The organism is Stenotrophomonas genospecies 3 (assembly GCF_054473855.1).
In genome coordinates, this window is sequence record NZ_JBTMUR010000002.1 from 113,900 (window position 1) to 140,195 (window position 26,296).

The window sequence follows — 26,296 nt, forward strand, 5'->3', positions numbered from 1 at the left end:
CCTGCCATGACCCGCGCTACCGACCGTGCCCTGAGCACCGCCGAGATGCATGCCTTCGGTGAGGAACTCGACGCGATCCGCGACCGTGTGATCGGCAGCCTCGGCGCCTCCGATACCCGCTACATCCGCCGCGTGGCCGCCGCCGTGCGCTGGTTCGGCGTGGGTGGCCGTGGCCTGCTGTTCCTGGCGGCGTTCTCGCCGTTGTTCTGGATGCCGCTGCTGTGGCCGGCCGCGATCACCGGCACGCTGCTGCTGGCGCTGTCGAAGATCTTGGAGAACATGGAGCTGGGCCACAACGTCATGCACGGCCAGTTCGACTGGACCGGCGACCCCAAGCTCAACGGCAACACCTACGAGTGGGACATCGTTGCCACCGCCGACAACTGGCGCAAGACCCACAATTTCCGTCACCACACCTACACCAACGTGCGTGGCATGGACGATGACATCGGCTACGGCCTGCTGCGCATCTTCCCGGAACAGCGCTGGAAGCCGTTCTACCTGCTGCAGCCGATCATCGCGCCGATCTTCGCGCTGCTGTTCCAGTGGGGCGTGGCCGCGCAGGACCTGCGCCTGGGCCGCTGGCTGAAGGGCCGCATGAGCAGCCGTGCGATGTGGCTGCAGACCCGTCCGGTGGCGCGCAAGATGCTGCGCCAGGTGCTGAAGGACTACGTGTTCTTCCCGCTGCTGGCCGGTCCGTTCTTCCTCACCGTGATGCTGGGCAACCTGGTCGCCAACGGCCTGCGCAACATCTGGACCTATGTGATCATCTTCTGCGGCCACTTCACCGCTGAATCGGAAACCTTCCCGAAGGAGTGCCTGCGCAATGAGTCGCGCGGTCATTGGTACCTGCGCCAGCTGCGCGGTTCGTCGAACATCAGTGGTGGCTTCCTGATCAATGTGCTGTCGGGCAACCTCAGCCACCAGATCGAGCACCACTTCTATCCGGACCTGCCGGCCAACCGCTATGCGGCCATCGCCAAGGAAGTGAAGGACATCTGCCGCCGCTACGGCCAGCACTACAACAACGGCTCGCTGCCGCGCCAGTTCGGCCAGGTGGTCTGGCGTATCCTGCGCCACGCGTTCCCGAGCAAGCCGCGCCGCCTGCCGATGTCGGACATCATGTCCGCACCGGCATCGGCCAACGCGGGCTGATCGACTCAGCCCGCCTTCGCCAGGGCCGCCTGTTCGCGGTCCAGGCGACGCAGGAACACCTGCATTTCCTTGCGTGCCTGCTGGTCGCCCTTGCTGCCGGCCACGCTCAGCCCGCGTTGCCACGCTTCGCGCGCCGCCTGCGGCTGGCCACTGGCCAGCCAGGCCTTGCCCAGCAGCTTCCACGCCGCCGAATACTGCGGATCAAGCACCACGCAACGGCCCAGATGGGTTGCCGCGCGCACCGGGTTGCCGGCATCCAGCCAGCCCTTGCCCAGGCCGAAGCGCAGCAGCGCGCCGTCCTTGCCGCTGGCGAGCATGCATTCCAAAGCCTCGATGTTCATCAGCGCACCTCCACCAGCAGCTCGGCCGGTCCCGGCTGGAAGCGGCCGCGATGGAACAACAGTGGCGCGCCGCCGTTCTCGTGCACTTCGATGATGCGGCCGGCCAGCAGCAGGTGATCGCCCACCGGCCACTGCGCATGGCGGGTGCAGGTGAGATGCGCTACCGCACCGGCGATGCGTGGCGGGGCGTCCTCGTCGTCATCCAGCAATACCAGACCGTCGAAGCGGTTGCGTACCTGCGGATCGGCAAAGCGCCGGGCCAGTGCTTCCTGGTCGGCCGCCAGCACGCTGATCGCAAAGCGGGTGGCGCGCTGGAAGGTGGAAAGACTCTGCGCGTGCAACGCCAGGTTCCACAGCACCAGTGGCGGCTGCAATGACACCGGCACGAACGAATTGATGGTCAGGCCGATGGGCTTGCCCTGCGCATCGCGCGCGCAGACGATGGCCACGCCGGTAGGAAAGTGGCCGAGCAGCCGCCGCAGGGCACGCGGCGGCATCTCGACCGACGGCACCGGGGCCGGGGCGGGGAAGACCCCCGCCCACGGCCCGGCGTACGGCAGTGTCTCGCCGCTCATGAGGCCCGGGCCTGGCGGTAGCGCCGGCCGACCTCGGCCCAGTTGATGATGTTGAAGAACGCACCGATGTAGTCCGGGCGGCGGTTCTGGTAGTGCAGGTAGTAGGCGTGTTCCCAGACGTCCAGTGCGAGGATCGGGGTATTGCCGGACAGGCCGACCGTTGCACCCATCAGCGGGCTGTCCTGGTTGGCGCTGCTTTCAACCTTCAGGCGGCCGTCGCGATCGCTGGTCAGCCAGGCCCAGCCACTGCCGAAGCGGGTCTGCGCGGCCTTGGTGAAGGCCTCCTTGAAGGCATCGAAGCCACCCAGATCGCGGTCGATGGCGGCGGCCAGCTCATCATCGGGCGTGCCGCCGTTGGCGCTGAGCACGGTCCAGAACAGGCTGTGGTTGGCGTGGCCACCGCCGTTGTTGCGGACTGCGCCACGCTGCGCCTCGGGCACGGCATCGAGGTTGGCGATCAGCGCCTCGACCGGCTGCTCGGCGATGCCGGCCTGCTCGATGGCGGCATTGAGGTTGTTGACGTAGGTCTGGTGGTGCTTGCTGTGGTGGATCTCCATCGTGCGCGCATCGAAATGCGGCTCGAGGGCGTCGTAGGCGTAGGGGAGCGGGGGAAGCGAGTACGACATCGAAGCAATCTCCGTGGGGAAGGCCAGACGGGCTGGCCGTGGGGAGACTGTTATCGCACCTCAACATTGGTTGAGGTCAATAGATCAAGAGGTCAAGACGGAGGCATGGTAGTGCCGGCCGCTGGCCGGCATTCAGCGAAGGTCGGGTTGCCGGCCAGCGGCCGGCACTACCAGAACCCGCTTTCCGAACCCTCACCGGCGCGCTGAAGCGCTGCCCGCGCTCGCAGGAAACTGTCAGGAGGGGGCGGGGGCCGCTGGACAGGACCGTTGGCGCCAAGGATGGCGCCATCGAGCACCATGGAGGGGCTTTTGCGTGTCCTGGCCAGCGGCCCCCGCCCCCTCCCACACGGATCAACAAAAGCGCCGGCAGGCGAACCCGCCGCCAGCGCTTTCATCAACTCAGCTCAACCAGTCCTTGCACGCGCCATCCACCTGGTCACCGCACGCCTGCTGCATCCGCTGCTGCAGCCGTGCCAGCGTCTCCGCACCCTGGTGCTTGCCGCTCCACGCCTTCAACTGCCCGGCAAGTCGCTCGAAGCGCTGGCGAGTGCGCTGGTGGTAACCCGACGGCTGTGCCTCCAGTTCGGCGATCAGCGACGCGGTCGCCTGCTCGATGCGTGGTGCATCGTCCGGCGCCAGCTTCAGCAGGCCTTCCACGTACAGCACGCCCCATTGCACGCGGGTGGCCGGGCCCTGTGCACCATCGTAGGCGCGCTTCAACCACTCCAGCGCGCCGGCGGCGTCGCCGCGTTGCTCGGCCAGTTCGGCCAGCTCGGGCATGTAGTAGTACGGCTGCTCGCTGCGCTTCAGCTCGGCCAGCAACAGTGCCTCGGCACCCGCGTCGTCACCTACCTCGCGCAATGCGTACACCGCGCTGCTGATCGTGGCCTGGCGTGCATGCGCATCGGTGGCGGCGGCATCGGCAGCGGCCACGCGCTGCTTGACCCGCTCGACCAGCGGCGCGGGCAGTGCGCCCTTGGGCTGTTGCTGGCGGGCCAGCGATACTTCGGTCAGCGCACGCGACAACGCGTCGTCGGCGCGGTCACCGCGCTCGGCGTCTGCACGCTCCAGTGCGACCAGCAGCTGCTGTCCGAGCGTGTTGCTGGTGGCCGGCCCGGCACTGGCCTGCTTGACCAGCTGCACGCCTGCATAGCCGAGCAATTCACGGTTGCGGCGCACTTCCGCCGGTTGTGCCAGTACGGCCTGCAGCAGCTCGCGCACTTCGGTGGGCGAGGCATCGGGCTTTTCGGCTGTAGCCAGAGCCAGCAGGGCGAAACGGCGCTGCAGGGCGGCGTCGGGTGCCGCCTTGGACAACTGGCGCAGCACATCCTGGCTCCTGCGCTCGCCGGCCAGGCGGTTGGCGTCCACTTCCCAGCCATAGTCGCCCAGCACCTGCCAGTCTTCGGCGGCCAGCCGGTCCGGCGTTGCCAGCGCTGTGGCCAAGGTGGCGGCAACAGCACTGCGGCGGCCTGCAGCGACGGTCAGGGCCCGGGTCAGTTCGGCGGCGTCATTGCCACCGGCCACGCGGGTGATTTCGTTGCGCTGTGGGTCCAGCACGATCAGGGTCGGATAGCCGCGTACGCCGAAGCGTTCGCCCCAGGCCTGCGCACCTTCCTCGTCGCCATCCAGGTAGACGGGAACGAATTTGCTGGTCAGCGCGATGAAGGCCGGGTCCTTGAACAGGCCCGCCTTGAGCTGGTTGCACGGCGGGCACCAGACCGCACCCCAGTACAGCAGCACCGGCTTGCCGCTGTCGGCGGCTTCGGCGAAGGCATCGTCCACATCGCCCTGGCGCCAGGCGATGGCGGATGCCGGCGCGGGTGCCTCGGCGGAGTTGGCGGTGGATACCGGGGCCGGGGTGCAGGCGCTCAGCGCCGAGGCCAGCAGCAACACGGAAAGCGCGACGCGCATCGGCAGCATCTCGAAGGGCAGGGTGACAGGCCATTGTAGGAACCGCCGGGGAGCCTGCTGATTCAGTTTGTTTATGACAGGCGTGCCGCGGGGCATGACGCCCACCGGGCATTGCCGGACGGATGCCTTCAGGCCGCTGCCCGCACCATCTGCTGGTACACCAGCCCGTTGATCTCGCCGACCTCGCCATCCAGCACAAAGCCATAGCGCAGGTAGGTAGGTACTGCGTTGAGCGAGGCGCGCACTGTCAGTACCGGCTCGCGTACCTGCGGCAGCACGGCTTCGAACAAGGCATGGCCGATGCCCTGGCCCTGGCAGGCGGGATCGACGAACAGCATTGCCAGGTGCCGGCCCTCCTTCAGTTCGACCACGCCGACCACGCGCGCATCCTGTTCGGCCACCAGGATGTGGTTGTCACCCTGCAGGCGCGCACCAAATGCGTCGGCTGCTGCGACACTGCCGAAGGTGGCGATACCGGCAGCGCTGAGCGAAGGCGCCACCGCTGCAGTGAACGCAGCCAGGCACACCGCGCTGATCGCGGGCAGGTCATCGACGTGGGCAGGGCGGATCGTCAGCATGTAGTGTTCTTCCAGTGGTGGGCGGCGCGTCATCGTTGCCGCAGGCCTGCAGGCTAAGCTGGCGGCATGAGTGAATTCAATCCCGCCCATGCTTCGTTGTTTCCTCAACAAGGACTGAGCCTGGGCCTGATGACGCCGGTTGCGGCGCATGGACTGGCCGATCCGGACGAGGCGCGGCGCATCGCACGGCTGGCCGATGATCTTGGCTTCGCCGCGCTATGGACGCGCGACGTGCCATTGATGGTGCCGCAGGGCCCGGATGCAACAGCGAGTGCGCTGGATGACCCGTTCCTGTGGCTGGGCATGCTGGCTGCAGCGACCGAGCGCATCGTGGTCGGCAGCGCAGCCATTGTGCTGCCGCTGCGGCAGCCGTTGCAGGTGGCGAAGTTGGCCTTGAGCCTGGACCGGATCAGTGGCGGGCGCTTCGTACTGGGCCTGGGTTCGGGTGACCGCCCGGAAGAATTTGCCGCGTTCGGTGAGGATCTGGAGGGCAGGGCGGCGGCGTTCCGTGAGCGCTGGACGTTGTTGCGCGCAGCGTTGTCACCAGAGGCCGATGAACGGACCGCCGTACTGCAGGCGACCGGTGGTTTCGACGTGTTGCCGGCGCCGGCAACGCGGATTCCGATGCTGGTGGTGGGTACTGCGCGGCAGAGCCTGCAATGGATCGCGCGTGAAAGCGAAGGCTGGGCCACCTATCACCGCGAGGAGGTTGCGCAGGAAGGACGCATCGGCCTGTGGCAGCAGGCGCTCGTGCAGCGCGGCGGGCCAGGCAAGCCGTTCGTGCAGTCGATGCTGCTGGACCTGCAGGCGGATCCGCAGGCGCCAGCCGAACCATTGCCGCTGGGCCTGAAGGTCGGCCGCGACGGGCTGCGCGACTATCTGCGGCGCGTGCATGCGCAGGGTGTGGCGCACGTGATGTTCAATCTGGTCGACAACGGACGGCCGATGGACGCGGTGCTGCGCGAGATCGGCGAGCAGGTTCTGCCGGATGTGCTCCGGTAGGTGTCCACCTTGGTGGACACGTTCCAGCAGTCGAGCACGGCTCGACTCTACATGGGGTTCGCATCTGCGTATCATTCGCATTTGATATCCCGATGCTGGAGCTCCGCATGACCCAACGTTCCCCCATGCACTCGGCTGGACGCCTGTTCGCGGCGGTCGCTTTCATCGAGGCCGTGACCTGGGCCGGCCTGCTCATCGGCATGTGGATGAAATACGGCCCGATGGCCAACGTGGCGCTGGTGAAGTTGTTCGGGCCGCTGCATGGCGTGGCCTTCCTGGTCTACGTGGCGGTCACTCTGTTCGCGGCGGTGCGGCTGCGCTGGCCGTGGTGGGCCAGTGCCCTGGCCCTGCTGGCAGCGATCCCGCCGCTGGTGACGCTGCCGCTGGAGTGGTGGTTCAAGCGCCGTGGTCTGCTGGGCCTGCGTGCAATGCGCTGAACCCACTGTTGCATGACCATTCAAGAGAATGGGTATTAAATGCAAATACGAGCCGTTATCATTTAAGGATGGCATCGGGCCCTGAGCAGGACTGATGCCGGGCGGGGGCGTACAGACGCGCCCGGCCATCCTTTCCTGTTACGGCTGGTGTTTCATGCACGCACGTCCCGTCGTTCCCGGCTTGCCGGCGCTGGTGTTGGCTGCCCTGATCGGCACCATGGCGATGATGTCCTTCGTCGCCGTGATCGGCCCGGTGGTCCGCATGCTCGGTTTGTCCGAGTGGCATGCCGGCCTGTCGGTCACCGCCGCCGGTGTGTTGTGGATGCTGGCCGCGCGCCCGTGGGGCCAGCTCAGCGACCGCATCGGCCGCAAGCGCGTGCTGATGCTGGCGATGAGTGCCTACACCGTGGTCTACATCGCGCTGGCGGTGTTCATCGACGTGGCCCTGCAGGCGGTGCCGCCTGTGTTGGTATCGGTGCTCGTGCTGGTCGGTGCGCGTGGCCTGATCGGCCTGTTCTACGCCGCGGTGCCTCCTACCGCTGCCGCGCTGATCGCCGACAAGGCACCGACCGGGCAGCGTGCGAAATTCCTAGCCCGCCTGGGCAGCGCCAACGCACTCGGCATGGTGCTTGGCCCGGCCGCCGCTGGCTGGCTGGCCTATACGAATCTGTCGCTGGCGCTGTATGTGGCCGCATTGTTGCCGCTGCTTGCGCTGGCATTGCTGGCGTGGCGGTTGCCGGCCACACCGCCGGTGGAGAGCGCTGCTGCGCAACGCCGCCAGCCGATGAGCCGTCTCGATCCACGCCTGCGCCTGCCACAGCTGGCGGCGTTCATCGCCATGGTCTCGGTGACCATCGCGCAGGTGACGGTCGGCTTCTTCGCGATCGACCGCCTCGGTCTGGATGCAGCGGCGGGCGCGCGCATGGCCGGCATTGCACTCACAGCGGTTGGCGTCGGCCTGATCCTGGCACAGGCACTGGTGATGAAGCTGGAGGTCCATCCACGCCGCTGGATCGTCCTTGGCGCCCTGATTTCCGGCATTGGCTTTGCCTCGGTGGCAGGCGTGCAGCAGGGCTGGCAGTTGCCGGCGGCGTACGCGCTGGCCGCGTTCGGCATGGGCTTCGTATTCCCCTCGTTCCAGGCGCTGGCCGCCGATGCGGTGGAGGCGCACGAGCAGGGCGCCGCCGCCGGCACCGTCGCTGCCGCGCAGGGGCTGGGCATGGTGGCCGGGCCGATGCTCGGCACGCTGTTGTATCGCGGCGGGCCAAGCCTGCCTTACCTGCTGGTCGGCGCGCTGCTGCTGTTGCTGTGCGCGCTGGCCGCAGCGCATCGGATGAAGGAGACCCCATGAACGATTCCCTGATGCAGGGCGCGTGGCCAGAGGCTGCGCCAGCGCCGCAGGAGAACACCGACGACGCGTCGCTGTTCCTGCTGCAGCATGCGGGCCAGCACGTGCACGCACGCGGGTGCCGCGCCGCGCTGCCGAGTGGCGCGCTGGCAACCCTGGCTGAGCGCGTTTCGGAGTTCTTTGCCCAGCAGCGCGGTGGTCCGGGCCTGTTGGTTGGCGCGGTGCCGTTCGAACCGCGCGCGGACGATGCGTTGTACCAGCCCGAGCGCCTGCTGCCTGCGCTGGCACTGCAACCGCAGGCCGCACCGCCGCTGGACGGCGCCCTGCGGGCCGAGCCTGTGCCGCAGGACTATGCGTCAGCGGTTGCCGCGGCGGTGCAGGTCCTGCGTGCGCCCGAGCAGAACCTGCACAAGGTGGTGCTGGCGCGCAGCCTGTTGGCGCGCACCCGCCAGGCGCTGTCGCCGGACGTGCTGCTGGCACGCCTGGGCGCGGATCCGTCGGTGGCGACCTACGCGGTGCCGTTGCCGGTGGAGCTGGGCCAGGCGCCGGCGTGGCTGGTGGGGGCAACCCCGGAACTGCTGCTGCGCAAGCGCGGTGCCGAACTGTTGTCGCATCCGCTCGCCGGGTCAGCACGCCGCAGCGCCGATGCTGCCGAGGACGAGCGTGCCGCGCAGGCGCTGCTGGCCTCGACCAAGGACCATGACGAGCATCGCCATGTGGTGGACGCCATCGTCGAGGGCCTGGCACCGTACTGCAGCCACATCGATGCACAGCCTCGGCCGGTGCTGCATGCCACCGCCAGCATGTGGCACCTGGGCACCCGCATCCATGCCACCCTGAAGGATCCGCAGACGTCTGCCGCCGAACTGCTGGCACAGCTGCACCCCACGCCGGCGGTCTGCGGGACGCCGCGGCTGGCGGCACTGCAGCGCATCCGCGAACTGGAACCGGTGCCGCGCGGCTTCTACGCCGGCGCCGTGGGCTGGCTGGATGCGCAGGGTGACGGCGACTGGTACGTGGCGATCCGCTGCGCACGCCTGCAGGGCACGCAGCTGCGCCTGTATGCAGGTGCCGGCATCGTCGCCGACTCGGAACCCGGGGCCGAGGTGGCCGAAACCGCGGCGAAGTTCGCTGCCCTGTTGAACGCGCTGGGTGTCCAGGAATCCGCGCCCGTCATCGAGCCTGCCGCATGACTACCTCCACTGATTCCTCCCGCCTGCCACTGCAGCAGGTGTGGCCTGATGAACTGATGGCGCGCTATCGCGAGGCCGGTCACTGGCGCGGCGAGACCTTCCCGGCGTTCCTGCGCGAGCGCGCGGAACGCTATGCGGATGACATCGCGGTGGTCGCCGGTGACGTCCGCCTGAGCTACGCGCAGCTGTGGCACGAAGCCGGTCGCATCGGTTCCGGGCTGCTGGCCCTCGGCCTGCAGCCCGGTGAGCGGGTGCTGGTGCAGCTGGGCAACACCGCCGGATTCATCACCACCATATGCGGGCTGTTCCGTGCGGGTCTGGTGCCGGTATACGCGTTGCCGGCGCATCGCATCACCGAGCTGGTGCACTTCGCCAACAAGGCCGAGGCCAGTGCCTACATCACTGCCGACCTGCACGATGGCTTTGATCATCGCGGCCTGGCGCGGGCGCTGCAGGTCGAAGTGCCGGCCGTTCGCCACGTGGTGATCGACGGCGATGCGGCGGAGTTCGCCGCGCTGCAGGCGCTGCAGGGCGATCGTAGCCAGCTGCCGGCCGACCCGGACCCGCAGTCGGTGGCGTTCCTGCAGATCTCCGGTGGCAGCACCGGCCTGTCCAAGCTGATCCCGCGCACGCACGACGACTACATCTACTCGTTCCGCGCCAGCAATGACCTCTGCGGCATCGACCGCGATAGCGTCTACCTGGTCGCGCTGCCGGCCGCGCACAACTTCCCGATGAGTTCGCCCGGCTTCTTCGGTGCGCTGTATGCCGGCGCCCGCGTGGTGCTCAGCCCCGGTCCCGGCCCGGATGCGGCCTTCCCGCTGATCGCCCGCGAACAGGTGACCTGCTGCGGACTGGTGCCGCCGCTGGCGCTGCTGTGGGCGCAGGCAGCGGCTACGAGCAAGCACGACCTGTCCAGCCTGCAGGTACTGCAGGTAGGCGGCGCCAAACTGGTACCGGAAGCCGCACGGCGAGTGATCGACGGCCTGGGCTGCACCCTGCAGCAGGTGTTTGGCATGGCCGAAGGCCTGGTCAACTACACCCGGCTGGATGATCCGGAGGAACTGATCGTGGCCTGCCAGGGCCGTCCGATCAGTCCGGACGACGAAGTGCGCGTGGTCGATGACCACGACCAGCCGGTGGCCGAAGGCGAAGTGGGCCATCTGCTGACCCGCGGCCCGTACACCATCCGTGGTTACCACAACGATGCGGTGGCCAACGCGCGCTCGTTCACCGACGATGGGTTCTACCGCACCGGTGACCGCGTGCAGCAGTTGCCCGGCGGCTATCTGGTGGTGCAGGGCCGTGCCGGTGACCACATCAACCGGGCGGGCGAGAAAATCTCCGCCGAGGAGATTGAAGATCACTTGCTGGCCCACCCTGGTGTGTTCGACGCCGCCGTGGTCTCCATTCCCGACGAGTATCTCGGTGAGCGCAGCTGCGCGTTCGTGATCCAGCAGGGGGAGCCGATCAAGGCGCCGGCACTGAAAGCCTGGATGCGTACGCGCGGCCTGGCGGCGTTCAAGGTGCCGGACCAGGTCGTGTTCGTCGACAGTTTCGATACCACCGCGGTCGGCAAGATCAGCCGCCGCGAACTGCGCGCGCAGCTGCGTGCGCGTCATCTGCAACAGACAGGAGGAACGCGCTGATGGCGCTGCCCCGCATCACCAACTATTCCTTGCCGACCGCTGCCGAACTGCCGCAGGCGCGCGGGCCCTGGCGCCCGCAACGCGATCGTGTCGCGCTGCTGGTACACGACATGCAGCGCTACTTCCTGGCCGCGTTCGATGCGGGAAACGCGCCGCTGCGGCCGGCGGTGGACAACATCGCGCGCCTGCTTGCGCATTGTCGCGCACATGGCATTCCGGTGTTCTACACCGCGCAGCATGGCGACCAGGACCGCCGCGACCGTGGCCTGCAGGCCGACCTGTGGGGCCCGGGCATGCGCCGCAGTGCCGATCATGAGCCGATCATCGAGGCGCTGGCACCACAGCCGGGCGAGCATGTGCTGGTGAAGCACCGCTACAGCGCGTTCCAGCGCAGCAACCTGGAGACGCTGATGCGGGTGCGTGGCCGCGACCAGCTGCTGGTGACCGGCGTGTACGCCCATATCGGCTGCACCGCGACCGTGGTGGAGGCGTTCCAGCGCGATATCGAGGCGTTCATCGCAGCCGATGCGGTGGCGGATTTTTCGCGTGCCGATCACGATCAGGCGCTGCACTGGATCGCACGCACCTGTGGCGTGCCGATGACCACCGATCAGTTGCTGGAGGTGCTGTGATGGCTGCCACGGGTGATGCGCTGGATCTGGAGCGGATGCGTGCCGACGTTGCGCGCGTGCTGGAGTGCACGCCGGCTGAGATCGGTGACGACGACAACCTGATCGATCTGGACCTGGACTCGATGCGCATGCTGGGCCTGGTCCTGGCCTGGGGCAACACCGGCCTGCCGCTGGAGTTCTCGCAGTTGGCCGAGCACACCACGCTGCGCCAGTGGTGGGGTGTGGTGCAGAAGCTGCAGGCCGCGCAGAACGCATGAACGCCGCTGCGCTGGCCACGCCGGTGGCACTGACCGAGGCCCAGTCGGGGCTGTGGTTCGCGCAGCGGCTGGCGCCGGACAATCCGTCGTTCAATACCGCGCATGCGGTGTGGATCGAGGGTGCGCTGGATGTGGCCGCGTTCGTCGCCGCGGCAGACCAGGCAGCGGGCGAAGCTCAGGCCTTCGCACTGCGCTTTGCCGAGGGGGCCGACGGCCAGCCGTTGCAGTGGCATGACCCGTCGCACGTGCCGCTGCTGTCGGTGCGCGATCTATCCGGCGAGACAGACCCGGCATCGGCGGCGCGTGCCCTGATGCAGGCCGACCGGATCAGCGCGGTCGATCCGACCCGCGACCGCATAAGCCAGCAGGTGTTGTTCGATCTGGGTGGCCAGCGCTGGGTCTGGTACCTGCGCGTGCATCATCTGGCCGCGGATGGTTACGGCATGGCGCTGTTTACTGATCGCGTGTGCGCATTGTATGCCGGTCGTACGGATGAGCCGCTGCCGAGGCTGGCGGGCGTGCTGGTCGATGATGCCGCCTACCGTGCCGACCCGCGCCGCGCGCAGGCGGGGCAGTGGTGGCGCGAGCAGTTGCAGGGCGCACCGGCGGGCGTGGGCCTGGCCGGTACGCTGGCGGCCAGTGACGACGCGCTGCGTTGGGTGCAACCGTTGGATGCGCCGTTCCGCGAACGGCTGCTGCAGACATCGGTACGCTGGTTGCAGCCGTGGCCGGATGTGCTGGCCGCGTTGTCTGCCGAGTATCTGCGGCGGATGAGCGCGGCCGATGAGGTGGTGCTGGGCGTGCCCTACATGGGGCGGCTCGGCAACGCATCGGCGCGGGTGCCGGCGATGGTGATGAATGTGCTGCCGCTGCGGGTGGCGGCCGGCGAGGGCAGTGTCGAGGCGTTTACCCGGGCATTGGGCCGGCAGCTCAGCCAGGGCCGCAAGCACGGCCGCTACCGTGGCGAGCAGTTGCGCCGGGACATGGGTTTGGTGGGCGCGCAGCAGCGCCTGCACGGTCCGCTGGTGAATGTGCAGCCGTTCTACAAGCCACTGGCACTGAACGGCGTGCGGGCGACGCTGGAAGTGCTGTGCACCGGGCCGGTGGATGATCTGACGCTGGGCTTCCGTGGCGACGGCCAGCACCTGCTGGATCTGGAGATCGAAGCCAATCCCGCGTTGTACAGTCGGGAGGATGTCGAGGCGCACGCGACCCGGTTGCTGCATTTCGTATCGGCGGCGCTGGAGGCCGGAGACATCGCGGCGGTGCCGCTGGCCACCGTCGCAGAAGCGCAGCAGGTGGTGCATGGTTTCAATGCCACCGCGCATGCGCTGCCACAGACTACGTTGGTTGAACTGCTGCAGCAGGGCATGGACCGTGATCCGCACGCGCCTGCGCTGGTGTTCGGCGACACCACGCTGGACTACGCAACGCTGGAAGCGCGGAGTTTCGCGCTGGCGGCACAACTGCGCGCGATGGCGGTCGGTCCGGGCAGTGTGGTGGCGGTGGCATTGCCGCGCTCGCTGGAACTGGTGATCGCGCTGGTGGCGGTGCTGCGTGCGGGTGCCGCCTACCTGCCGCTGGACCTTGCCCATCCCGATGAGCGCCTCGCGCGTATTCTCGCCTCGGCGCAGCCGGCGTGCGTACTGGCTGCGGCAGAGGTATCGGCGCGCATGGACGGCGTGCCGGTGCTTGCCCCCGATCAATGGACCGCGCTGAGTTTCGCAGCACCGTGGGCCGATCCGGCGCCCAGCGATGCAGCCTATGTGATCTATACCTCCGGTTCGACCGGCGAGCCGAAGGGCGTGGTCATCGAGCACCGTGCCATCGTCAATCGCCTGCTGTGGATGCGCGAGCACTACGGCATCCGTTCCGATGACCGTGCTCTGCAGAAAACCCCGGCCACGTTCGATGTTTCGGTCTGGGAGTTCTTCCTGCCGCTGCTGTGCGGCGCGACGCTGGTGGTGGCGGGTCCGGACGCGCATCGCGATCCGACCGAGCTGGCGCGGCTGATCCGTGCGCATGGCATCACCACCGCGCATTTCGTGCCGTCGATGCTCGACGCGTTCCTTGCCGCGCCGGCCTCCGAAGACCTGCAGCTGCGCCGCGTGTTCACCAGTGGCGAGGCGCTGGACGCATCGCTGCGTGATCGTTTCCATGGGCGCGTGCAGGCCGAACTGCACAACCTGTATGGCCCGACCGAAGCGGCCGTGGACGTAAGCTACTGGCCGGCTTCGGCGCAGGACCGCTCACGGCCGGTACCGATCGGCTTCCCGGTCTGGAACACCCGCCTGTACGTGCTGGACGCGCGGATGCAGCCGCTGCCGGTGGGTGTGCCGGGCGACCTGTATCTGGGGGGCGTGCAGCTGGCGCGCGGCTATCTCGGTCGCGATGACCTGACCGCCGAACGCTTCTTGGCCGATCCCTTCCTGCCAGGGGAGCGCATCTACCGTACTGGCGACGTGGCGCGCTGGCGCAGTGACGGCGCAGTCGAATATCTGGGCCGCAGCGACCACCAGGTGAAGCTGCGCGGCCTGCGCATCGAGCTGGGCGAGATCGAGGCGGCACTGCGTACGCTGCCGGGCATGGAGCGGGTGGAAGTGCTGCTGCGCCAGGATGCACCCGGTGATGCCCGGCTGGTGGCCTATGTGCCAGCGGCGCTTGCCGATGCCGTGATGCTGCGCAGCCACCTGGCCACGCGCGTGCCGGACTACATGGTGCCGTCGGCGTTCGTTGGCGTGGATCAGTGGCCGGTGACCGCCAACGGCAAGCTCGACCGCAACGCGTTGCCGAAGCCGCCGCAGAACGAGATTGCCGGACTGGCGCCGCGCACGCCGCTGGAACAGGAGCTGGCGGTGCTGTTTGCCCAGGCACTCGGGCGTGAAGCGCCCGTGGCGGTCGATGCGGACTTCTTCAGCCTCGGCGGCGACTCGCTGTCCGCGGTGCACCTGCTGCTGGCGATCGAACAACGCTGGCGCTGTGACCTCGGCCTCGGTGCCTTGTTCGCGCAGCCGACCGTGGCCGCATTGGCGACGCGCATTCGCGAACCGCCGGCGCTGGCCGACCACGCGTTGGGGCCGGTGATCTCGTTGGCTGCCACTGATGCTGACGGGCCCACTCCGTTGTTCGTGCTGCACCCGGCCGGTGGCATCGCCTGGAACTACCGAACGCTGGCGCGCGCCCTGCAGCCGGCACGCCCGGTATATGGCCTGCAGTCGCCCGCGCTGGATCCGAAGCAGCCGTTGCCGTCCAGCATCGAAGCCATGGCCAATGACTATGTGCAGCGGGTGGTCACGTTGCAGCCGAAGGGACCGGTGCATCTGCTGGGCTGGTCGGTGGGGGGCATCCTCGCCCAGGCGATGGCGGTGCGCCTGCATGAAATCGGGCGTGAAGTCGGTGAACTGGTGCTGCTCGACGCCTACCCCAGCGAATGCTGGCGGGCTGAGCCGGAACCCGATGCCATCGCCGCATTGCGTGCGCTGCTGGCGATTGCAGGCCATGACCCGGAGGCGCATCCGGAGCTGGACAGCCGTGAACGCATTCTTGGTTTCCTGCGCCGTGGCGGTAGTGCGCTCGGTAGCCTGCCGGATGTAGTGCTCGATGGCGTGGTGCGTGCGGTGACCGGCACCAACCGGTTGATCCGCGAACACATCCACCAACCGTTCGACGGCACGCTGGTGCACGTGCGCGCTGGCCGGGATCATCAGGCGCGGCCGCAGCTGCAGTCGGCGTTGTGGCGCACGCACGCGCGCAGGGTGCAGGCGCTGGAACTGCCGTTCCTGCATGCCGAGCTGACCGGCCGCGATGCGGTGGCGCAGCTGGCACCGTGGTTGTCGGCGCGCCTGCGCCACTGGGATGAGCAAGAGGAGATCGCAACATGCAGTTGACCGGCTTTGAAGGTCGCGTGGCACTGGTGACCGGCGCCGCCGGCGGCATCGGCGAGGCCCTGGTACGGCTGTTGGCCGAGGCCGGCTGCACGGTGGTGGCAACCGACCGTGAGGCGCCCGCGGTGGTGGATGCACGTGTGCAGGCGTTTGCACTCGACGTGACCGACAGCGCAGCGGTGGACGCCCTGGTGGATCGTGTGGAAGCCGGCATCGGGCCCATTGGCCTTGCCGCCAGCGTGGCGGGTGTTCTGCATGTGGGAGCTGTTGCGGAGACCACAGATGCCGACTGGCGCCGGGTGTTCGCAGTCAATGCCGATGGCGTGTTCCATGTTGGGCGTGCGCTGGCGCGGGTGATGTCACCGCGTGGTCAGGGCGCGATCGTCACCGTCAGTTCGAACGCCGCCGGCGTGCCGCGGCACGGCATGGCCGCCTATGCCGCGTCCAAGGCCGCCGCCACGATGTTCACCCGCTGCCTCGGGTTGGAACTGGCGCCGCTGGGCATCCGCTGCAACATCGTCGCCCCGGGTTCAACGCTGACCCCGATGCAGACCGGCATGTGGCAGGACGCGCACGGTGCCGAGCGGGTGATCGCCGGCAGCCTGGAGACGTACAAGGCCGGCATCCCGCTGCGCAAGCTGGCCACCCCGGAAGACATCGCTCATTCGGTGATGTTCCTGCTCTCCGAGCAGGCCGGGCACGTGGCAATGAGCGACCTGTACGTCGACGGCGGCGCCACCCTGCGCGGGTGAGCCCCGACGGCCGCCTGCCGGCAATGGTAGTGCCGGCCGCTGGCCGGCAACCTCATTCAACTTCAGACATCTCCGAACATCCATCGAGGCATGGCCTGACGTTCAACGCGCAATGATCGCTCCACCATGGGGCATGAGCAGCCATCGCCTCCGCCTGGGCCGGCGTTCCATTGTCGGTCAGGTCTACGTTCTGACAACGACCACACATCAGCGCCGCCGGCTCTTTGAAAGCGAAGCTGCAGTGGCATGTGTAATCGACCAGCTTCATTACATCGAACAGCGCGGGCTCGTACAGTCACTCGCATGGGTCGTCATGCCGGATCATGTCCACTGGATGTTCGAGCTGCGTGCAGCTCATCTTCCAGACATTGCGCGCCGAATGAAGTCGTCGAGCGCGCTTGCCCTGAATCGCCTGGCGGGTCGTCGAAGTACGGTGTGGCAGCCAGGCTACTTCGATCATGCCGTGAGGGCCGAGGAGTCGCTGGCGCGGCAAGCGCTGTACATCCTGGGGAATCCGGTACGCGCCGGTATTGCCCAGCAGATTGGCGAGTATCCGCATGCGTGGTCGGCCTGGACGTGATGCCGGCCAGCGGCCGGCACTACCGGTTGCGGTGAGGGCTGAGCAGGCGCTGTACATCCTGGCGAACCCGGTACGCGCCAGTATTGCCCCGCAGGTTGGCGAGTATCCGCATGCGTGGTCGATATGGGCGTGATGCCGGCCAGCGGCCGGCACTACCAGGGGTTCGAACATGGCGGTTGCCGGCCAGCGGCCGGCACAACCCGTTGCAGTCAGGGTAGGGTCAGTCGGTAGACCAGAACGCGGTTGTCGTTGTCGTACGCGCTGTCGCAGGATTGGCCCTGCATGCGGCAGTGGCGGGCGATGAAGTCGTTGTCGTTGCCGATCAGCAACAGCACGTCGTTCGGATGCTGCGGGTCCAGCGCTGGCAGTACGTCCATGGCTTCCCACTTTTCCGAGAGCAGCCCGGCATGCGGGCCGCGCTTGGTGTTCAGGTCAAGGCCGGCACGCGCCAGCTGCGGGCGGTCGAGCAGGTTCAGCAGTTCGTCGCTGCGTGCGGGCACGATGCCGTCCTTCAACACGGTGCCCGCCGGGTCGGCCAGCACCGAGGCCGTACCGGACTCATAGTTGCTTCCTGCCAGGTTGCTGGCATCGGCCACATCCACCAGCAGCACCGACTTGTAGACGATCGGGTCATCGCCGTCCTTGCCCAGTCCGTTGCCATCGCGGGCCAGCAGCAGGAAGCGGTGGGCATCCAGTGCACGCAGCTCGCTCTGCGCGGCGGTACGGTCCAGCTTGCCCTTGCTGTCGTGTGCATAGGCGGGCAGGGCCATCACGTAATGGCCGATCGGTTGCTGCGGCGTCGGCGAGGCCGTCACGTCGTAGACCAGCACGCGGGTGTTGATGCGCCCGGCCGCGTTGCCTTTTGCGCTGTCCTGCAGCGTCGCGCTCTGAAGGGCCACGAACAGGCGGGTACCGTCGGGGGACAGGCCCATGCCTTCCACGCCCTGGTTGTTGCGGCGCCCAGTCTGCGGCGCCGCCAGCGAACCGAAGGCGGGCTTGCCATCGCGCTGCGGACGGATCGCCGGCGGCGCCATGATCACGCCCTGCAGCTGGCCCTGTGCATCGAAGTAGTAGACGTTGGCGGTGTACTCATCGCCGATGTAGAAGTGGCCATCGGCGGTGAACTGCAGCGACTCCGCATCCAGCGAGACCTTGCCCGCGCCTGCGCCGCTGGCCGGTGAGGGCAGCACCACCTCGCGCTGGGTGATCGTGTGCTCACCCGGGTCGGCACCGGTGAACGGCTGCCCCTTGAAATCCTTAAGTACCACGCCCTTGTCGGGCACCATGCTCAGCGTGCCAAGCGCAGGCTTGCCCGGGGTAACGTCGATGCGCAGCTGCATGCGCTCCACGCGACCGGCGTAGTCGTAGAACAGGCCGGCCTCGGGATCATTACGACCGCGGTCGGGCAGGGTCCAGAGCACGCCTTCGTAGCCGCTGGCGGTGCGCTTCCAGGTGCCGGGCTGCACCGCCAGCGACGAAAACGAGCCCAGCGTATCGCCGAGGAAGTCCACCGTGCCCGCGGGCAACCGTCCGGCAGCGACCAGGCCCTTGTCCACATTGGTACGACCGCCCAGCTGCAGGGTGCGCGGTGGTGCACCCGTTGCCTCATGCGGAGCGGAGTATCCGCTGGCGGAGAGGGTGGCCAGCAGCAGGGCGGTCGTGAGCATCAGTGGACTCCGGGCGGAAGATCAGAAGCGAAGGTCGATCGTACCGAACACCTGGCGCGGTGCCGAGGCATGGAACACGTACAGCTTGCCGGCCGGGTCGCTGGGCGCGAACACGCTCGAATCCAGGTTGCTGGCGTAGCGCTTGTTGGTCAGGTTGGTCACGTTGAACGACAGGCGCATGCCCTTGGCGAAGCCGACCTGGCCGAAGTCATAGCCACCGGCCAGGTCGAACACGGTGAAGCCGCCGAAGCCCTGGTCGTTGCTGTAGGTGTAGAAGCGTTCGCCCGTGTACTTGCCACGCAGGCTGGCGAACCAGCCGTTGTCGCGCCAGGTGATCTCGGTGGCCAGCAGCTGCTTGGGCGTGTCGGTCTGGATCCTGCCCTTGATCTGCTGCTCGACACCGGCCTGCACGTAGTTGGAGGCGTAGGTCGAACGGTTCAACGACGCCGAGGTGTACCAGCTGAAGTGCTCGTTCGGGGTCCACAGTACGGTCAGCTCGGCGCCGCGGCTGTCGACGCCGCCAACGTTGTAGAAGCGGTTGCCGCAGGTCGGGCCGACCGGTTGGCGCGAGTCACAGGGGTTGTACTGCAGCAGGCGGTTGTCGAAGCGCACGTTGTAGGCCGCGATCGAGGCCTGCAGGGTATCGGTGACGAAGCGGTAACCGGCTTCCAGCGAGCGTGACTCCTCCGGCTTCAGGTTGCCCTGAGCGTTCCAGGTCGCCTGGCTGACCGCCTGCGGGCCCAGCTTGAAGCCGCCCTGGAACATGGCGATGTTCTCGGCGTAGCTGGCGAAGATTTCGTGGTGCTCGGCCAGGCGGAAGTTGGCGCCGATGCTGGGCAGGAAGTTCTTGCTGGCCTTCAGCGAACCGGTGGCGAACTGGTTGTTGGAGGTCGGCGAGATCGGCGTCTTCGCATCGCCCGGCAGCGCTTGTGCATCGGAGGTGGCGTGCGGGCTCTTGGCGCCGAACTCCAGAGTCAGGCGGTCGTCGAGCAGGCGCCAGGTGTCCTTCAGGAAGAACTGGTGAGTCTTCCAGCGGGTGCGTTGGGCAAACACGCCGACATCGGAGGGCAGGGTGTTCATGCCACTCAGGTCACGCGGGCCGTCCACCGCAGTCTGGTAGCGCTCGGCGCTGCTGGTGTTGCGCTCGTACCAGACGCCGCCTTCGATGCGGTGCGCGCCCAGCTCCCAGTCGAACGACAGCGTGCCGCCATCGCGGTCGATGGTGTAGATGGTGTTGCGGAAGATGATCGGGATTTCCTGTGCGGTGCCTTTGTTCGACCAGGCGCCGCTGTTCCAGTTGTGGCCTTCGCCGCGGTCATCGTGGTGGTAGGCCAGGGCGCGCAGGCTGAAGCCATCGGCCAGGAAGAAGTCGCCGGCCAGGTAGTACAGGTTATCGTCGCGCAGGATCTGCCCGGCGGTGAAGGCACCATCGGCATCCTTGTCCGGGCCGCTGCTGTCGCACTTCTTCGCATTGAAGCTAGCGGTGTTGCAGTAGGCCTTGGCCACGGCCTTGTTCCAGTCCGGCGCGTAGCCGCCCCAGTCCCAGCCCAGGCCGCGCGACATCTCGTCCTTGGACAGATAGAAGTAGTCCGCCTGGGTGGTGCGCGAGGTATCGACGAAACCGGTGATCTGGCCGCGGCCAAAGTTCCACACGCCCTTGGCGTTGAACTGCTTGGTGGTGGATTTGTTGTAGGCGGTCTGGTCGTTCCACAGATCGGAGACGGCATTCATGCCGGAAACGTAGCCGGAGAAGCCGTTGTACTCGCCGCTGTCCACGCGCACGAAGGTGCGGCGGTTGGCATCGCTGCCGAAGGTCTGCACCACGCGGCCGCCGAGTTCCTGCGCCGGGCGGTCGGAGGTATAGGAAATGGTGCCGCCGAGGTTGCTGGTGGACGGCGTGCCGAGGCTGCCGATGCCCACCGCTAGTTCGGCGCCGGCCATGTTCTCGCTGATCAGCGCGCGGTTGATGGTCAGGCCGTTGTAGTTGTTGTACGCGCCGTCTCCCAGCGGCACACCGTCCAGCGTGTAGCCGAGGCGGGTGGAGTTGAAGCCCCGCAGGCTCAGTGTCATCGACTGCTCGTTGGTGCCCAGTGCATCGGCCGACTGCGCGTTGACGCCCGGCAGTAGATTGAGCGTCTTCTGCAGGCTGGTGCCCGGCGGCAGGATGTCGAGGTTCTCGCGGGTGATGCGCTGCACCTGGCGCGCTTCACCGCTGCCGATCACCGAAACCGCATCGAGATCGGTGGCGGACGTGCCAGTGGAGGTCGGGGCAGCATCCTGCGCCCAGGCCGCGGGAGCGAGCGCGATCGACAGCGCAGCGGCCAACAAAGTCTTCGTCATGTTACGGACACTCAGGCAGGCACGAGCCACCGCACGGGCGCGGAGCTCATGGAGTTCAAAAGGGGAGACAACCGATGCGACCGGTGGCGCTGCAGGCGCGGTGGGTCAACGTGAAAATGGTGCGCTAGACAGATGACTGTCTGGTGACACTGCTATGCGCGTGGCATGCGGACGCATGCATTGGTAGATGCCAACCTTGGTTGGCATGCGCAGCGTCGAACAGACGCTGCGCTGCTCTGTCGCAGGAGCGCCAACCAAGGTTGGCATCTACCAGGGCAGGTCCGGCCTATCGGTTCAGGCAGCGCCGAACGAGGTCGGCATCAACGCGCGATCAACCCGCGTTGCGCGGCTTGCGCGTGCGCTTTGGCTTCGCGGTATCACTGCCGCTGGCGGCGCCATCCTGCAGCGCCTGCAGCCACGACAGGGTGTCCACGTAGTCGATGAAATGCCGCAGGTAGCCAGGGCTGGTCGCCTGCATCGTGTCCAGCATGCGCTGCACCAGCACCGCCGAATTCAGCGGACCGCCATCGGCCGGGGCCTCGGTGCGCAGCGAGCGGCGTACCTGTAGTTCGCTGCGCAGTTCCGACCACTCGCGCTGCACCTGCTGCAGCATCGGCACCTGCGGGTAATGCGGCAGCGAACGCGATCCCGCATCGAGATCGCGCACCAGTGCGCGCAGGCCATCCAGTGCGGGCGGCTTACTTGGCATCCGCGGCCTTGGGCTTGGCAATCGGTGCGATTTCCACGCGACGGTTGCGCGCGCGGCCATCTTCGCTGGCATTGGAGCTGACCGGCTGCTCGCTGCCGAACGCGGCGGCAAACACCGCATCGGCCGGTACGCCATCGGCAATCAACGTGCGGGTCACGGTCAGCGATCGCTGCGCGGACAGCTCCCAGTTGTCGGCGAAACGCCGGTTGCCTTCGCGCACCGGCGCGTCATCGGTGAAGCCGCTGACCATCAGGATCTCTTCGCGCGTCCCCAGATAGGCGGCCAGCGGTGCGGCCAGGCTGCGCAGCAGCTCCTGGCCTTCCGGCTGCAGCTGGTCCGAGTTCAGCGCGAACAGCACGCTGCCGCTGATACCGATGCGGCCATCGACCAAGGTCACGCGACCGGCGGCCAACGGGCCGGCCAGTGCCTGTTCCAGGGTCTGCAGGCGCTTGGCTTCGGCCTGGCGCTGCTTCACTTCCCGGTCCAGCCGCTGCGACAGCTCCAGCTGCACGGCAACCACGCCGACCAGGATCAGCACGAACGCGCCCAGCAGCACCGACATCAGGTCGCCGAAGGCGGCCCAGATCGGGGCGTGTGAGCCGCCGTCGACCTCCAGCTCGTCGCTCATGCGCTGCCGGCCTTGCCGCGGCGCGCGGCCAGCTGCTGCAGTTCTTCCATCACCTGCTTCTGCGACAGCAGACTGAGGTCGACCACCTCGCGTGCCTGCGCCACGTAGTAGGCCAGTTGCTCGTCGCTGCGGGCCAGCGAGGCATCCAGTGCGCCGCCGATCTGTTCCAGGCGGCCGGACAACTCGGTGGAGGCGCTGCCGAACTGCGCAACCGCATCGCCGAAGGCGCCAGCCAGCTGGCCGACGTCACCGGCGCTGCCGCTGAGCGCTGCGGCAATGCCATCCAGCTTGCCGGTCTCGGCGGCGATATGGTCGGTGAAGCGGTTGCCGACGCGTTCCAGCAGCTCGGCCGAACCACCGACCAGCGCGTCCACGGCGGTGCGCTGTTCGTGCGAGGCATGGTTGATCGCATCCAGCAGGGTCTGCACGGTGGCCAGCAGCCGGCCGCGTTCTTCCAGCATCGCGTTGTCGCGCACCAGGCTCTCGGAGAGCGTGCTGCGCAGCTCGTTGATGACGTCGGCGGCGGCCTTCGGTGCAGCGGCCGCGGTCTGCAGCAAGGTGGACACTTCCGCCAGCGTGGCACTGGCCTGGGCGCGACCGTTCTCGCCAATCTGCCGTGCGGTGGCCGCCAGCGTGTCGCAGACCTGCTGCTGCTGCGCGGCCAGGCGTTCGCCGTTGGCCTGCAGGCGCTCGGCCAGGTCGGTGGAAACATGCTGCAAGGCATCGCTCCAGCGCTGCAGGCGCTCTTCGTCGCCGGCCTGCAGCTGTGCCTGCAGGGTGGCGTGGGCCTGCTGCAGCTCGGCGCTGACCGCGTCCCAGCGCGCCTGGCGCTGCTGCTCGCGGCTGTCCAGGCGGGCCTGCAGTTCGGCATGCGCGGTCGCGGTGGCGGCCTGTGCGGACTGCCACTGCTGCGAGCGCTGCTGTTCGTGATCCTGCAGCAGCGACTGGCTGGCGCTGTGATGCTGTTCCAGTGCCTGCAGCAGCGCCTGCGCACGCGCGTCCAGATGCTCGCTGGTGGCCAGCAATGCCTGCTGCTGGCGTTCGACCAGCGCGGTATTCAATGCCTGCTGCTGTTCGGCGGCGGCGCGCCAGGCCTCGGCATTGCCGCTGGCATCGGCATGCAGGCGCTCGCCGATGCGCGCGACCAGTGCTTCGGCCTGCGTGCCCTGGCCATCGCTGAAGGCCTGCAGGTGCTGACGCAGATCACTGACCAGTGCCTGCTGTGTCTGGATCTGTTCACTCAACGCCTTGGCCCAGCTGGCCTCGGTCGCCACGCGGCTGCGCTCGAAGCCTTCGCTCAGGCCAGACAACTGCTGCTGCACCGCCTGCTCGACACGCGCATGCAGCGCCTCACCATGGTGGGCCAGTCCGGCCAGGGTGGTCTCGGCCATCGGCTGCAGCGCGCCACCGATGGCGGCGGCGCTGGCCTCGGCACCTTCGCGTAGCGACTGCTGCAGCGAGACCGCCAGGCGTTCCTGCAGCGCCTGGCTCTGGGTCAGGAACTCGGCCTGGCCGGCCAGCAGGCGCTCATTGGCGGCCGCACTGTGCTGTTCGAAGGTGCTGGTCATCGCCTGCAGGCGGTCGACCAGCGCCGGCAGCGCGGCAGATTGTGCCTGCAGCAGGCGCAGCGATTCGGCGCGCTGCCAGGCCTGCGAGTACGGGTGCAGGTCGCCGGCAATGGCACGGTCCAGCTGCTGCACGGCCTGCAGGCGGTCACGGCGCAGCAGCGCCGCCAGCAGGCCGAGCATGGCCGAGCTGGCCACACCGGCGATCGAGGTGCCGAATGCCACGGCCAGGCCCTGCACCGGCGAGGCCAGCGAGCCGCGGATGGCGGCCATGTCGGTCGCGCTCTGCAGGGCCAGGCCAGTGCCGCGCAGCGTGTCCATCATGCCGAGCAGGGTGCCGAGCATGCCCAGCAGCACCAGCAGTCCAACCAGATAGGGGGTCAGCACCGGCGCGGGCAGGGCGGTGCGCTCGCCTTCCACGCGCAGGCGCACGGCGTTGCGCAGGCCCAACGGCACGCGCTCCAGCCAGGGGGCCAGGCTTTCCTTCGCGCTGGACAGGTCACTCAGCGCGCTGCGCAGGCCGTTGCTGGCCTGGCGGTAACGGTACAGCTCCACGCCACCGGCGATGTAGCAGGCCGCGATGATCGCCGCCACCGCTGCACCCAGCGGATGCACCGAAACGTAGCCAATGCCGATCCAGCACACGGCCAGCAGGCCGACAAGGAAAACAACGACATGGAAAGCAGTTCTGGACATGGTGTTCCGGTCAGTGGGAGCGCAGGGCGTCTTGCAGCCCTTCGATCGGGTGGAAGCGCAGCTGCAGCTCGGCAAGCAGCAGGGTGCGCATGTCATGGCGGAAGGCCGCGCGCCAGCCGGGCTGGCCGTGCACGCGTTCAAAACGGGCGCCGAGCACCGCCGGCGCAGTGGCCAGCAGGCTGTGCTCGCGCGGGGTGAGGGTCTGTTCCATCACCGCATCGACCTCGGCCAGCCGTGCCAGCTCGGGTGAAACCTGCATCAGCTGGTCGCGCAGGCGGCCGCGCAGGCGCCCGGTGGCGGTCTGGATGGCCTGCTGCAGCACCCGGTAGCGCTGGCGCAGCGATGCGAAATTGGGTGCGGCGGCGGCTTCGGCCAGGTCCAGCAGGCGCTCGGCCTCGGCATCCTCACTGATCGAGGCCAGCAGGCTGGCATGGGCCTGGGCGCAGTCGTCCAGCACATCCCCGGCCGCTTCGGTGGCCTCACCCGGCTCGGGCAGGCGTCCGCCGAGCGCCCCGGACAGGGCCACGGCACGGCTCCAGTCCACCCATTGGCCGAGGCGATCGGTCAGGGCGGGACTGCTGGCCGGCATCGCGCCGTCGCTGAGACGGGCGAGCAGGCGGAGGAATTCCGGTCCACCCAGGACCGGCTGCGCTGCTTTCGCCATCAAGGGGTGAGGGGCCAAAAACCGTTGATTTTACAACCAGATGACCCTGCCTGGATGAAGGCGGGGCGGGGGGAGGGGACCCGCAGGCGCGACAAGGCTTAGAATGACCGGCTGCACCCATCCCGTTCGACCCTTGGAGTACCCCATGACTGTTGCGCAGTTCTACCCGATCGGCACCCCCGGACAGCCCTGGGGCGACGCGGAACGCGCACAGTGGCGGGCGCGCCAGCAGCGCCAGCGCAGCTACCACGACGACGTGGTGGCCGCGCTCGAGCGCCTGGACGACAGCTTCGATGTGATCCAGTACGGCCAGCTGGACTATGCGCCGGACCACTACCCGCTGTTCGCGGTGGTCAACCACAACTGGAACCCGGCGCTGCCGACCGCGCTGATCACCGGCGGCGTGCATGGCTACGAGACCAGCGGCGTGCATGGCGCCCTGCAGTTCCTGGAACAGCAGGCCGAGCGTTACCTGGGCCGGTTGAACCTGATCGTGGCGCCGTGCGTCAGCCCGTGGGGCTACGAGCGCATCCAGCGCTGGAACCCGGATGCCATCGACCCGAACCGCAGCTTCCGTGACGGCGGCCAGATCGAGGAAGCCTCCGCGCTGATGCGCTGGGTGGCCGAGCGCAAGCCGAACCTGCTGGTGCACCTGGACCTGCACGAGACCACCGACAGCGACCTGCACGAGTTCGATCCGGCGCGCTGCGCCCGTGACGGCAAGCCGTTCGAGCGCGACACCATTCCGGATGGCTTCTACGTGATCGGCAACAGTGAAAATCCGCAGGCCGAGTTCCAGAAGGCCCTGATCGCCGCAGTGGCGCCCATCACCCACATCGCCCCCGCAGACGCCGAAGGCAACCTAGTCGGCCTGCCGCTGCAGTCGCCAGGCGTGGTCTGGGGTGAGTCGCGTTCGATCGGCGCCTGCGCCGGCTTCACCGACGCGCGCTTTGCCACCACCACCGAGGTCTACCCGGACAGCCCGCGCACCAACCCGCAGGAATGCAATGATGCGCAGGTGGCGGCGGTGTGCGCAGGCCTGGATTTCGCCCTGACGAAGTAAGGCACGTGGACGTGCAAGCGGACCCGGCAGGTTCCTGCACGATG

General features: G+C 67.9%; 23 protein-coding genes. 12 read left to right on the top strand and 11 right to left on the bottom strand.

The window, feature by feature from the left end:
- The first annotated feature begins 6 nt into the window (after positions 1–6).
- On the top strand, positions 7–1,155 hold the full coding sequence (locus ACX9OT_RS02895) for a fatty acid desaturase family protein (protein WP_071229068.1): 1,149 nt from the start codon (positions 7–9) through the stop codon (positions 1,153–1,155).
- Between the two features lie 5 nt (positions 1,156–1,160).
- Here the strand turns inward: ACX9OT_RS02895 and ACX9OT_RS02900 are convergent, their stop codons facing one another.
- From ACX9OT_RS02900 to ACX9OT_RS02920, 5 genes are all read right to left on the bottom strand, one after another.
- On the bottom strand, positions 1,161–1,496 hold the full coding sequence (locus ACX9OT_RS02900; RefSeq protein WP_008267331.1) for a tetratricopeptide repeat protein: 336 nt from the start codon (positions 1,494–1,496) through the stop codon (positions 1,161–1,163).
- Positions 1,496–2,071, bottom strand: coding sequence for a flavin reductase family protein (locus tag ACX9OT_RS02905; protein ID WP_100468778.1), 576 nt, complete (start codon positions 2,069–2,071; stop codon positions 1,496–1,498). Before ACX9OT_RS02905 ends, ACX9OT_RS02900 begins: the two co-directional genes overlap by 1 nt.
- On the bottom strand, positions 2,068–2,697 hold the full coding sequence (locus tag ACX9OT_RS02910) for a superoxide dismutase (protein WP_049462787.1): 630 nt from the start codon (positions 2,695–2,697) through the stop codon (positions 2,068–2,070). The genes ACX9OT_RS02905 and ACX9OT_RS02910 overlap by 4 nt, the downstream gene beginning before the upstream one ends.
- A gap of 399 nt (positions 2,698–3,096) precedes the next feature.
- Positions 3,097–4,617 carry a thioredoxin family protein gene (locus ACX9OT_RS02915; protein WP_459000820.1) on the bottom strand — a complete coding sequence of 507 codons (1,521 nt, stop codon included), beginning with the start codon at positions 4,615–4,617 and terminating at the stop codon, positions 3,097–3,099.
- 119 nt (positions 4,618–4,736) lie between these two features.
- Positions 4,737–5,186: a GNAT family N-acetyltransferase gene (locus ACX9OT_RS02920; RefSeq protein ID WP_107432390.1), complete on the bottom strand. Its 450-nt coding sequence runs from the start codon at positions 5,184–5,186 to the stop codon at positions 4,737–4,739.
- A 66-nt stretch (positions 5,187–5,252) separates the two neighbouring features.
- Between ACX9OT_RS02920 and ACX9OT_RS02925 the strand changes: the two genes are divergently transcribed.
- The 10 genes from ACX9OT_RS02925 (at position 5,253) to ACX9OT_RS02970 (ending at position 16,920) form a co-directional block, all read left to right on the top strand.
- Positions 5,253–6,188, top strand: a complete 936-nt coding sequence (locus ACX9OT_RS02925) for a TIGR03571 family LLM class oxidoreductase (protein ID WP_107432391.1) — start codon at positions 5,253–5,255, stop codon at positions 6,186–6,188.
- 107 nt (positions 6,189–6,295) lie between these two features.
- Positions 6,296–6,625, top strand: a complete 330-nt coding sequence (locus ACX9OT_RS02930; RefSeq protein ID WP_223276944.1) for a DUF3817 domain-containing protein — start codon at positions 6,296–6,298, stop codon at positions 6,623–6,625.
- Positions 6,626–6,779: 154 nt separating this feature from the next.
- Entirely contained in the window at positions 6,780–7,976 is a 1,197-nt protein-coding gene (locus tag ACX9OT_RS02935; protein ID WP_071229063.1) for an MFS transporter, read from the top strand.
- Positions 7,973–9,166 carry an isochorismate synthase gene (locus ACX9OT_RS02940; protein WP_132810298.1) on the top strand — a complete coding sequence of 398 codons (1,194 nt, stop codon included), beginning with the start codon at positions 7,973–7,975 and terminating at the stop codon, positions 9,164–9,166. The genes ACX9OT_RS02935 and ACX9OT_RS02940 overlap by 4 nt, the downstream gene beginning before the upstream one ends.
- Positions 9,163–10,815 (top strand): (2,3-dihydroxybenzoyl)adenylate synthase, encoded by a 1,653-nt coding sequence (locus ACX9OT_RS02945; protein WP_459000824.1) that lies wholly within the window; start codon positions 9,163–9,165, stop codon positions 10,813–10,815. Before ACX9OT_RS02940 ends, ACX9OT_RS02945 begins: the two co-directional genes overlap by 4 nt.
- Positions 10,815–11,447: an isochorismatase family protein gene (locus tag ACX9OT_RS02950; protein WP_049462780.1), complete on the top strand. Its 633-nt coding sequence runs from the start codon at positions 10,815–10,817 to the stop codon at positions 11,445–11,447. The genes ACX9OT_RS02945 and ACX9OT_RS02950 overlap by 1 nt, the downstream gene beginning before the upstream one ends.
- Positions 11,447–11,704, top strand: coding sequence for a phosphopantetheine-binding protein (locus ACX9OT_RS02955; protein ID WP_049462779.1), 258 nt, complete (start codon positions 11,447–11,449; stop codon positions 11,702–11,704). The genes ACX9OT_RS02950 and ACX9OT_RS02955 overlap by 1 nt, the downstream gene beginning before the upstream one ends.
- Positions 11,701–15,591: an enterobactin synthase subunit F gene (locus tag ACX9OT_RS02960; RefSeq protein ID WP_459000827.1), complete on the top strand. Its 3,891-nt coding sequence runs from the start codon at positions 11,701–11,703 to the stop codon at positions 15,589–15,591. Before ACX9OT_RS02955 ends, ACX9OT_RS02960 begins: the two co-directional genes overlap by 4 nt.
- Positions 15,582–16,340: a 2,3-dihydro-2,3-dihydroxybenzoate dehydrogenase gene (locus tag ACX9OT_RS02965; protein WP_071229058.1), complete on the top strand. Its 759-nt coding sequence runs from the start codon at positions 15,582–15,584 to the stop codon at positions 16,338–16,340. The genes ACX9OT_RS02960 and ACX9OT_RS02965 overlap by 10 nt, the downstream gene beginning before the upstream one ends.
- Positions 16,341–16,473: 133 nt before the next feature.
- Complete coding sequence (locus tag ACX9OT_RS02970; protein ID WP_459000829.1) at positions 16,474–16,920, top strand: REP-associated tyrosine transposase; 447 nt, start codon at positions 16,474–16,476, stop codon at positions 16,918–16,920.
- Between the two features lie 209 nt (positions 16,921–17,129).
- On the opposite strand, the gene ACX9OT_RS02975 is transcribed toward ACX9OT_RS02970, so the two are convergent.
- The 6 genes from ACX9OT_RS02975 to ACX9OT_RS03000 all read right to left on the bottom strand — a co-directional run bounded on the left by ACX9OT_RS02975 (position 17,130) and on the right by ACX9OT_RS03000 (position 25,189).
- A complete protein-coding gene (locus ACX9OT_RS02975; RefSeq protein ID WP_459000831.1) occupies positions 17,130–18,587 on the bottom strand; it encodes an esterase-like activity of phytase family protein in 1,458 nt (485 codons plus the stop codon).
- Positions 18,588–18,608: 21 nt separating this feature from the next.
- The gene (locus tag ACX9OT_RS02980) at positions 18,609–20,927 is read right to left on the bottom strand and encodes a TonB-dependent receptor (protein WP_459000833.1); all 2,319 of its coding nucleotides are present in this window, start codon (positions 20,925–20,927) and stop codon (positions 18,609–18,611) included.
- A 331-nt stretch (positions 20,928–21,258) separates the two neighbouring features.
- Positions 21,259–21,696, bottom strand: a complete 438-nt coding sequence (locus ACX9OT_RS02985) for a DUF2894 domain-containing protein (protein WP_459000835.1) — start codon at positions 21,694–21,696, stop codon at positions 21,259–21,261.
- On the bottom strand, positions 21,626–22,264 hold the full coding sequence (locus tag ACX9OT_RS02990; RefSeq protein WP_459000837.1) for an OmpA family protein: 639 nt from the start codon (positions 22,262–22,264) through the stop codon (positions 21,626–21,628). Before ACX9OT_RS02990 ends, ACX9OT_RS02985 begins: the two co-directional genes overlap by 71 nt.
- A complete protein-coding gene (locus ACX9OT_RS02995; protein ID WP_459000839.1) occupies positions 22,261–24,525 on the bottom strand; it encodes a DUF802 domain-containing protein in 2,265 nt (754 codons plus the stop codon). Before ACX9OT_RS02995 ends, ACX9OT_RS02990 begins: the two co-directional genes overlap by 4 nt.
- Before the next feature lie 10 nt (positions 24,526–24,535).
- Positions 24,536–25,189 carry a DUF3348 family protein gene (locus ACX9OT_RS03000; protein WP_071227909.1) on the bottom strand — a complete coding sequence of 218 codons (654 nt, stop codon included), beginning with the start codon at positions 25,187–25,189 and terminating at the stop codon, positions 24,536–24,538.
- Positions 25,190–25,334: 145 nt separating this feature from the next.
- On the opposite strand from ACX9OT_RS03000, the gene ACX9OT_RS03005 reads away from it, so the two are divergent.
- Positions 25,335–26,252, top strand: coding sequence for a M14 family metallopeptidase (locus ACX9OT_RS03005; RefSeq protein ID WP_459000841.1), 918 nt, complete (start codon positions 25,335–25,337; stop codon positions 26,250–26,252).
- Positions 26,253–26,296: the final 44 nt, after the last annotated feature.

Bases quoted from the DNA above. Each gene is read 5' to 3' on its own strand.
- ACX9OT_RS02970 (WP_459000829.1), top strand. From the start codon at position 16,474: ATGAGCAGCCATCGCCTCCGCCTGGGCCGGCGTTCCATTGTCGGTCAG.
- ACX9OT_RS02980 (WP_459000833.1), bottom strand. From the start codon at position 20,927: ATGACGAAGACTTTGTTGGCCGCTGCGCTGTCGATCGCGCTCGCTCCC.
- ACX9OT_RS02925 (WP_107432391.1), top strand. From the start codon at position 5,253: ATGAGTGAATTCAATCCCGCCCATGCTTCGTTGTTTCCTCAACAAGGA.
- ACX9OT_RS02950 (WP_049462780.1), top strand. From the start codon at position 10,815: ATGGCGCTGCCCCGCATCACCAACTATTCCTTGCCGACCGCTGCCGAA.
- ACX9OT_RS02920 (WP_107432390.1), bottom strand. From the start codon at position 5,186: ATGCTGACGATCCGCCCTGCCCACGTCGATGACCTGCCCGCGATCAGC.
- ACX9OT_RS02955 (WP_049462779.1), top strand. From the start codon at position 11,447: ATGGCTGCCACGGGTGATGCGCTGGATCTGGAGCGGATGCGTGCCGAC.
- ACX9OT_RS02990 (WP_459000837.1), bottom strand. From the start codon at position 22,264: ATGAGCGACGAGCTGGAGGTCGACGGCGGCTCACACGCCCCGATCTGG.
- ACX9OT_RS02905 (WP_100468778.1), bottom strand. From the start codon at position 2,071: ATGAGCGGCGAGACACTGCCGTACGCCGGGCCGTGGGCGGGGGTCTTC.
- ACX9OT_RS02985 (WP_459000835.1), bottom strand. From the start codon at position 21,696: ATGGCCGCGCGCGCAACCGTCGCGTGGAAATCGCACCGATTGCCAAGC.
- ACX9OT_RS02915 (WP_459000820.1), bottom strand. From the start codon at position 4,617: ATGCTGCCGATGCGCGTCGCGCTTTCCGTGTTGCTGCTGGCCTCGGCG.
- ACX9OT_RS02945 (WP_459000824.1), top strand. From the start codon at position 9,163: ATGACTACCTCCACTGATTCCTCCCGCCTGCCACTGCAGCAGGTGTGG.
- ACX9OT_RS02975 (WP_459000831.1), bottom strand. From the start codon at position 18,587: ATGCTCACGACCGCCCTGCTGCTGGCCACCCTCTCCGCCAGCGGATAC.
- ACX9OT_RS03005 (WP_459000841.1), top strand. From the start codon at position 25,335: ATGACTGTTGCGCAGTTCTACCCGATCGGCACCCCCGGACAGCCCTGG.
- ACX9OT_RS02935 (WP_071229063.1), top strand. From the start codon at position 6,780: ATGCACGCACGTCCCGTCGTTCCCGGCTTGCCGGCGCTGGTGTTGGCT.
- ACX9OT_RS03000 (WP_071227909.1), bottom strand. From the start codon at position 25,189: ATGGCGAAAGCAGCGCAGCCGGTCCTGGGTGGACCGGAATTCCTCCGC.
- ACX9OT_RS02895 (WP_071229068.1), top strand. From the start codon at position 7: ATGACCCGCGCTACCGACCGTGCCCTGAGCACCGCCGAGATGCATGCC.
- ACX9OT_RS02960 (WP_459000827.1), top strand. From the start codon at position 11,701: ATGAACGCCGCTGCGCTGGCCACGCCGGTGGCACTGACCGAGGCCCAG.
- ACX9OT_RS02965 (WP_071229058.1), top strand. From the start codon at position 15,582: ATGCAGTTGACCGGCTTTGAAGGTCGCGTGGCACTGGTGACCGGCGCC.
- ACX9OT_RS02910 (WP_049462787.1), bottom strand. From the start codon at position 2,697: ATGTCGTACTCGCTTCCCCCGCTCCCCTACGCCTACGACGCCCTCGAG.
- ACX9OT_RS02900 (WP_008267331.1), bottom strand. From the start codon at position 1,496: ATGAACATCGAGGCTTTGGAATGCATGCTCGCCAGCGGCAAGGACGGC.
- ACX9OT_RS02930 (WP_223276944.1), top strand. From the start codon at position 6,296: ATGACCCAACGTTCCCCCATGCACTCGGCTGGACGCCTGTTCGCGGCG.
- ACX9OT_RS02940 (WP_132810298.1), top strand. From the start codon at position 7,973: ATGAACGATTCCCTGATGCAGGGCGCGTGGCCAGAGGCTGCGCCAGCG.
- ACX9OT_RS02995 (WP_459000839.1), bottom strand. From the start codon at position 24,525: ATGTCCAGAACTGCTTTCCATGTCGTTGTTTTCCTTGTCGGCCTGCTG.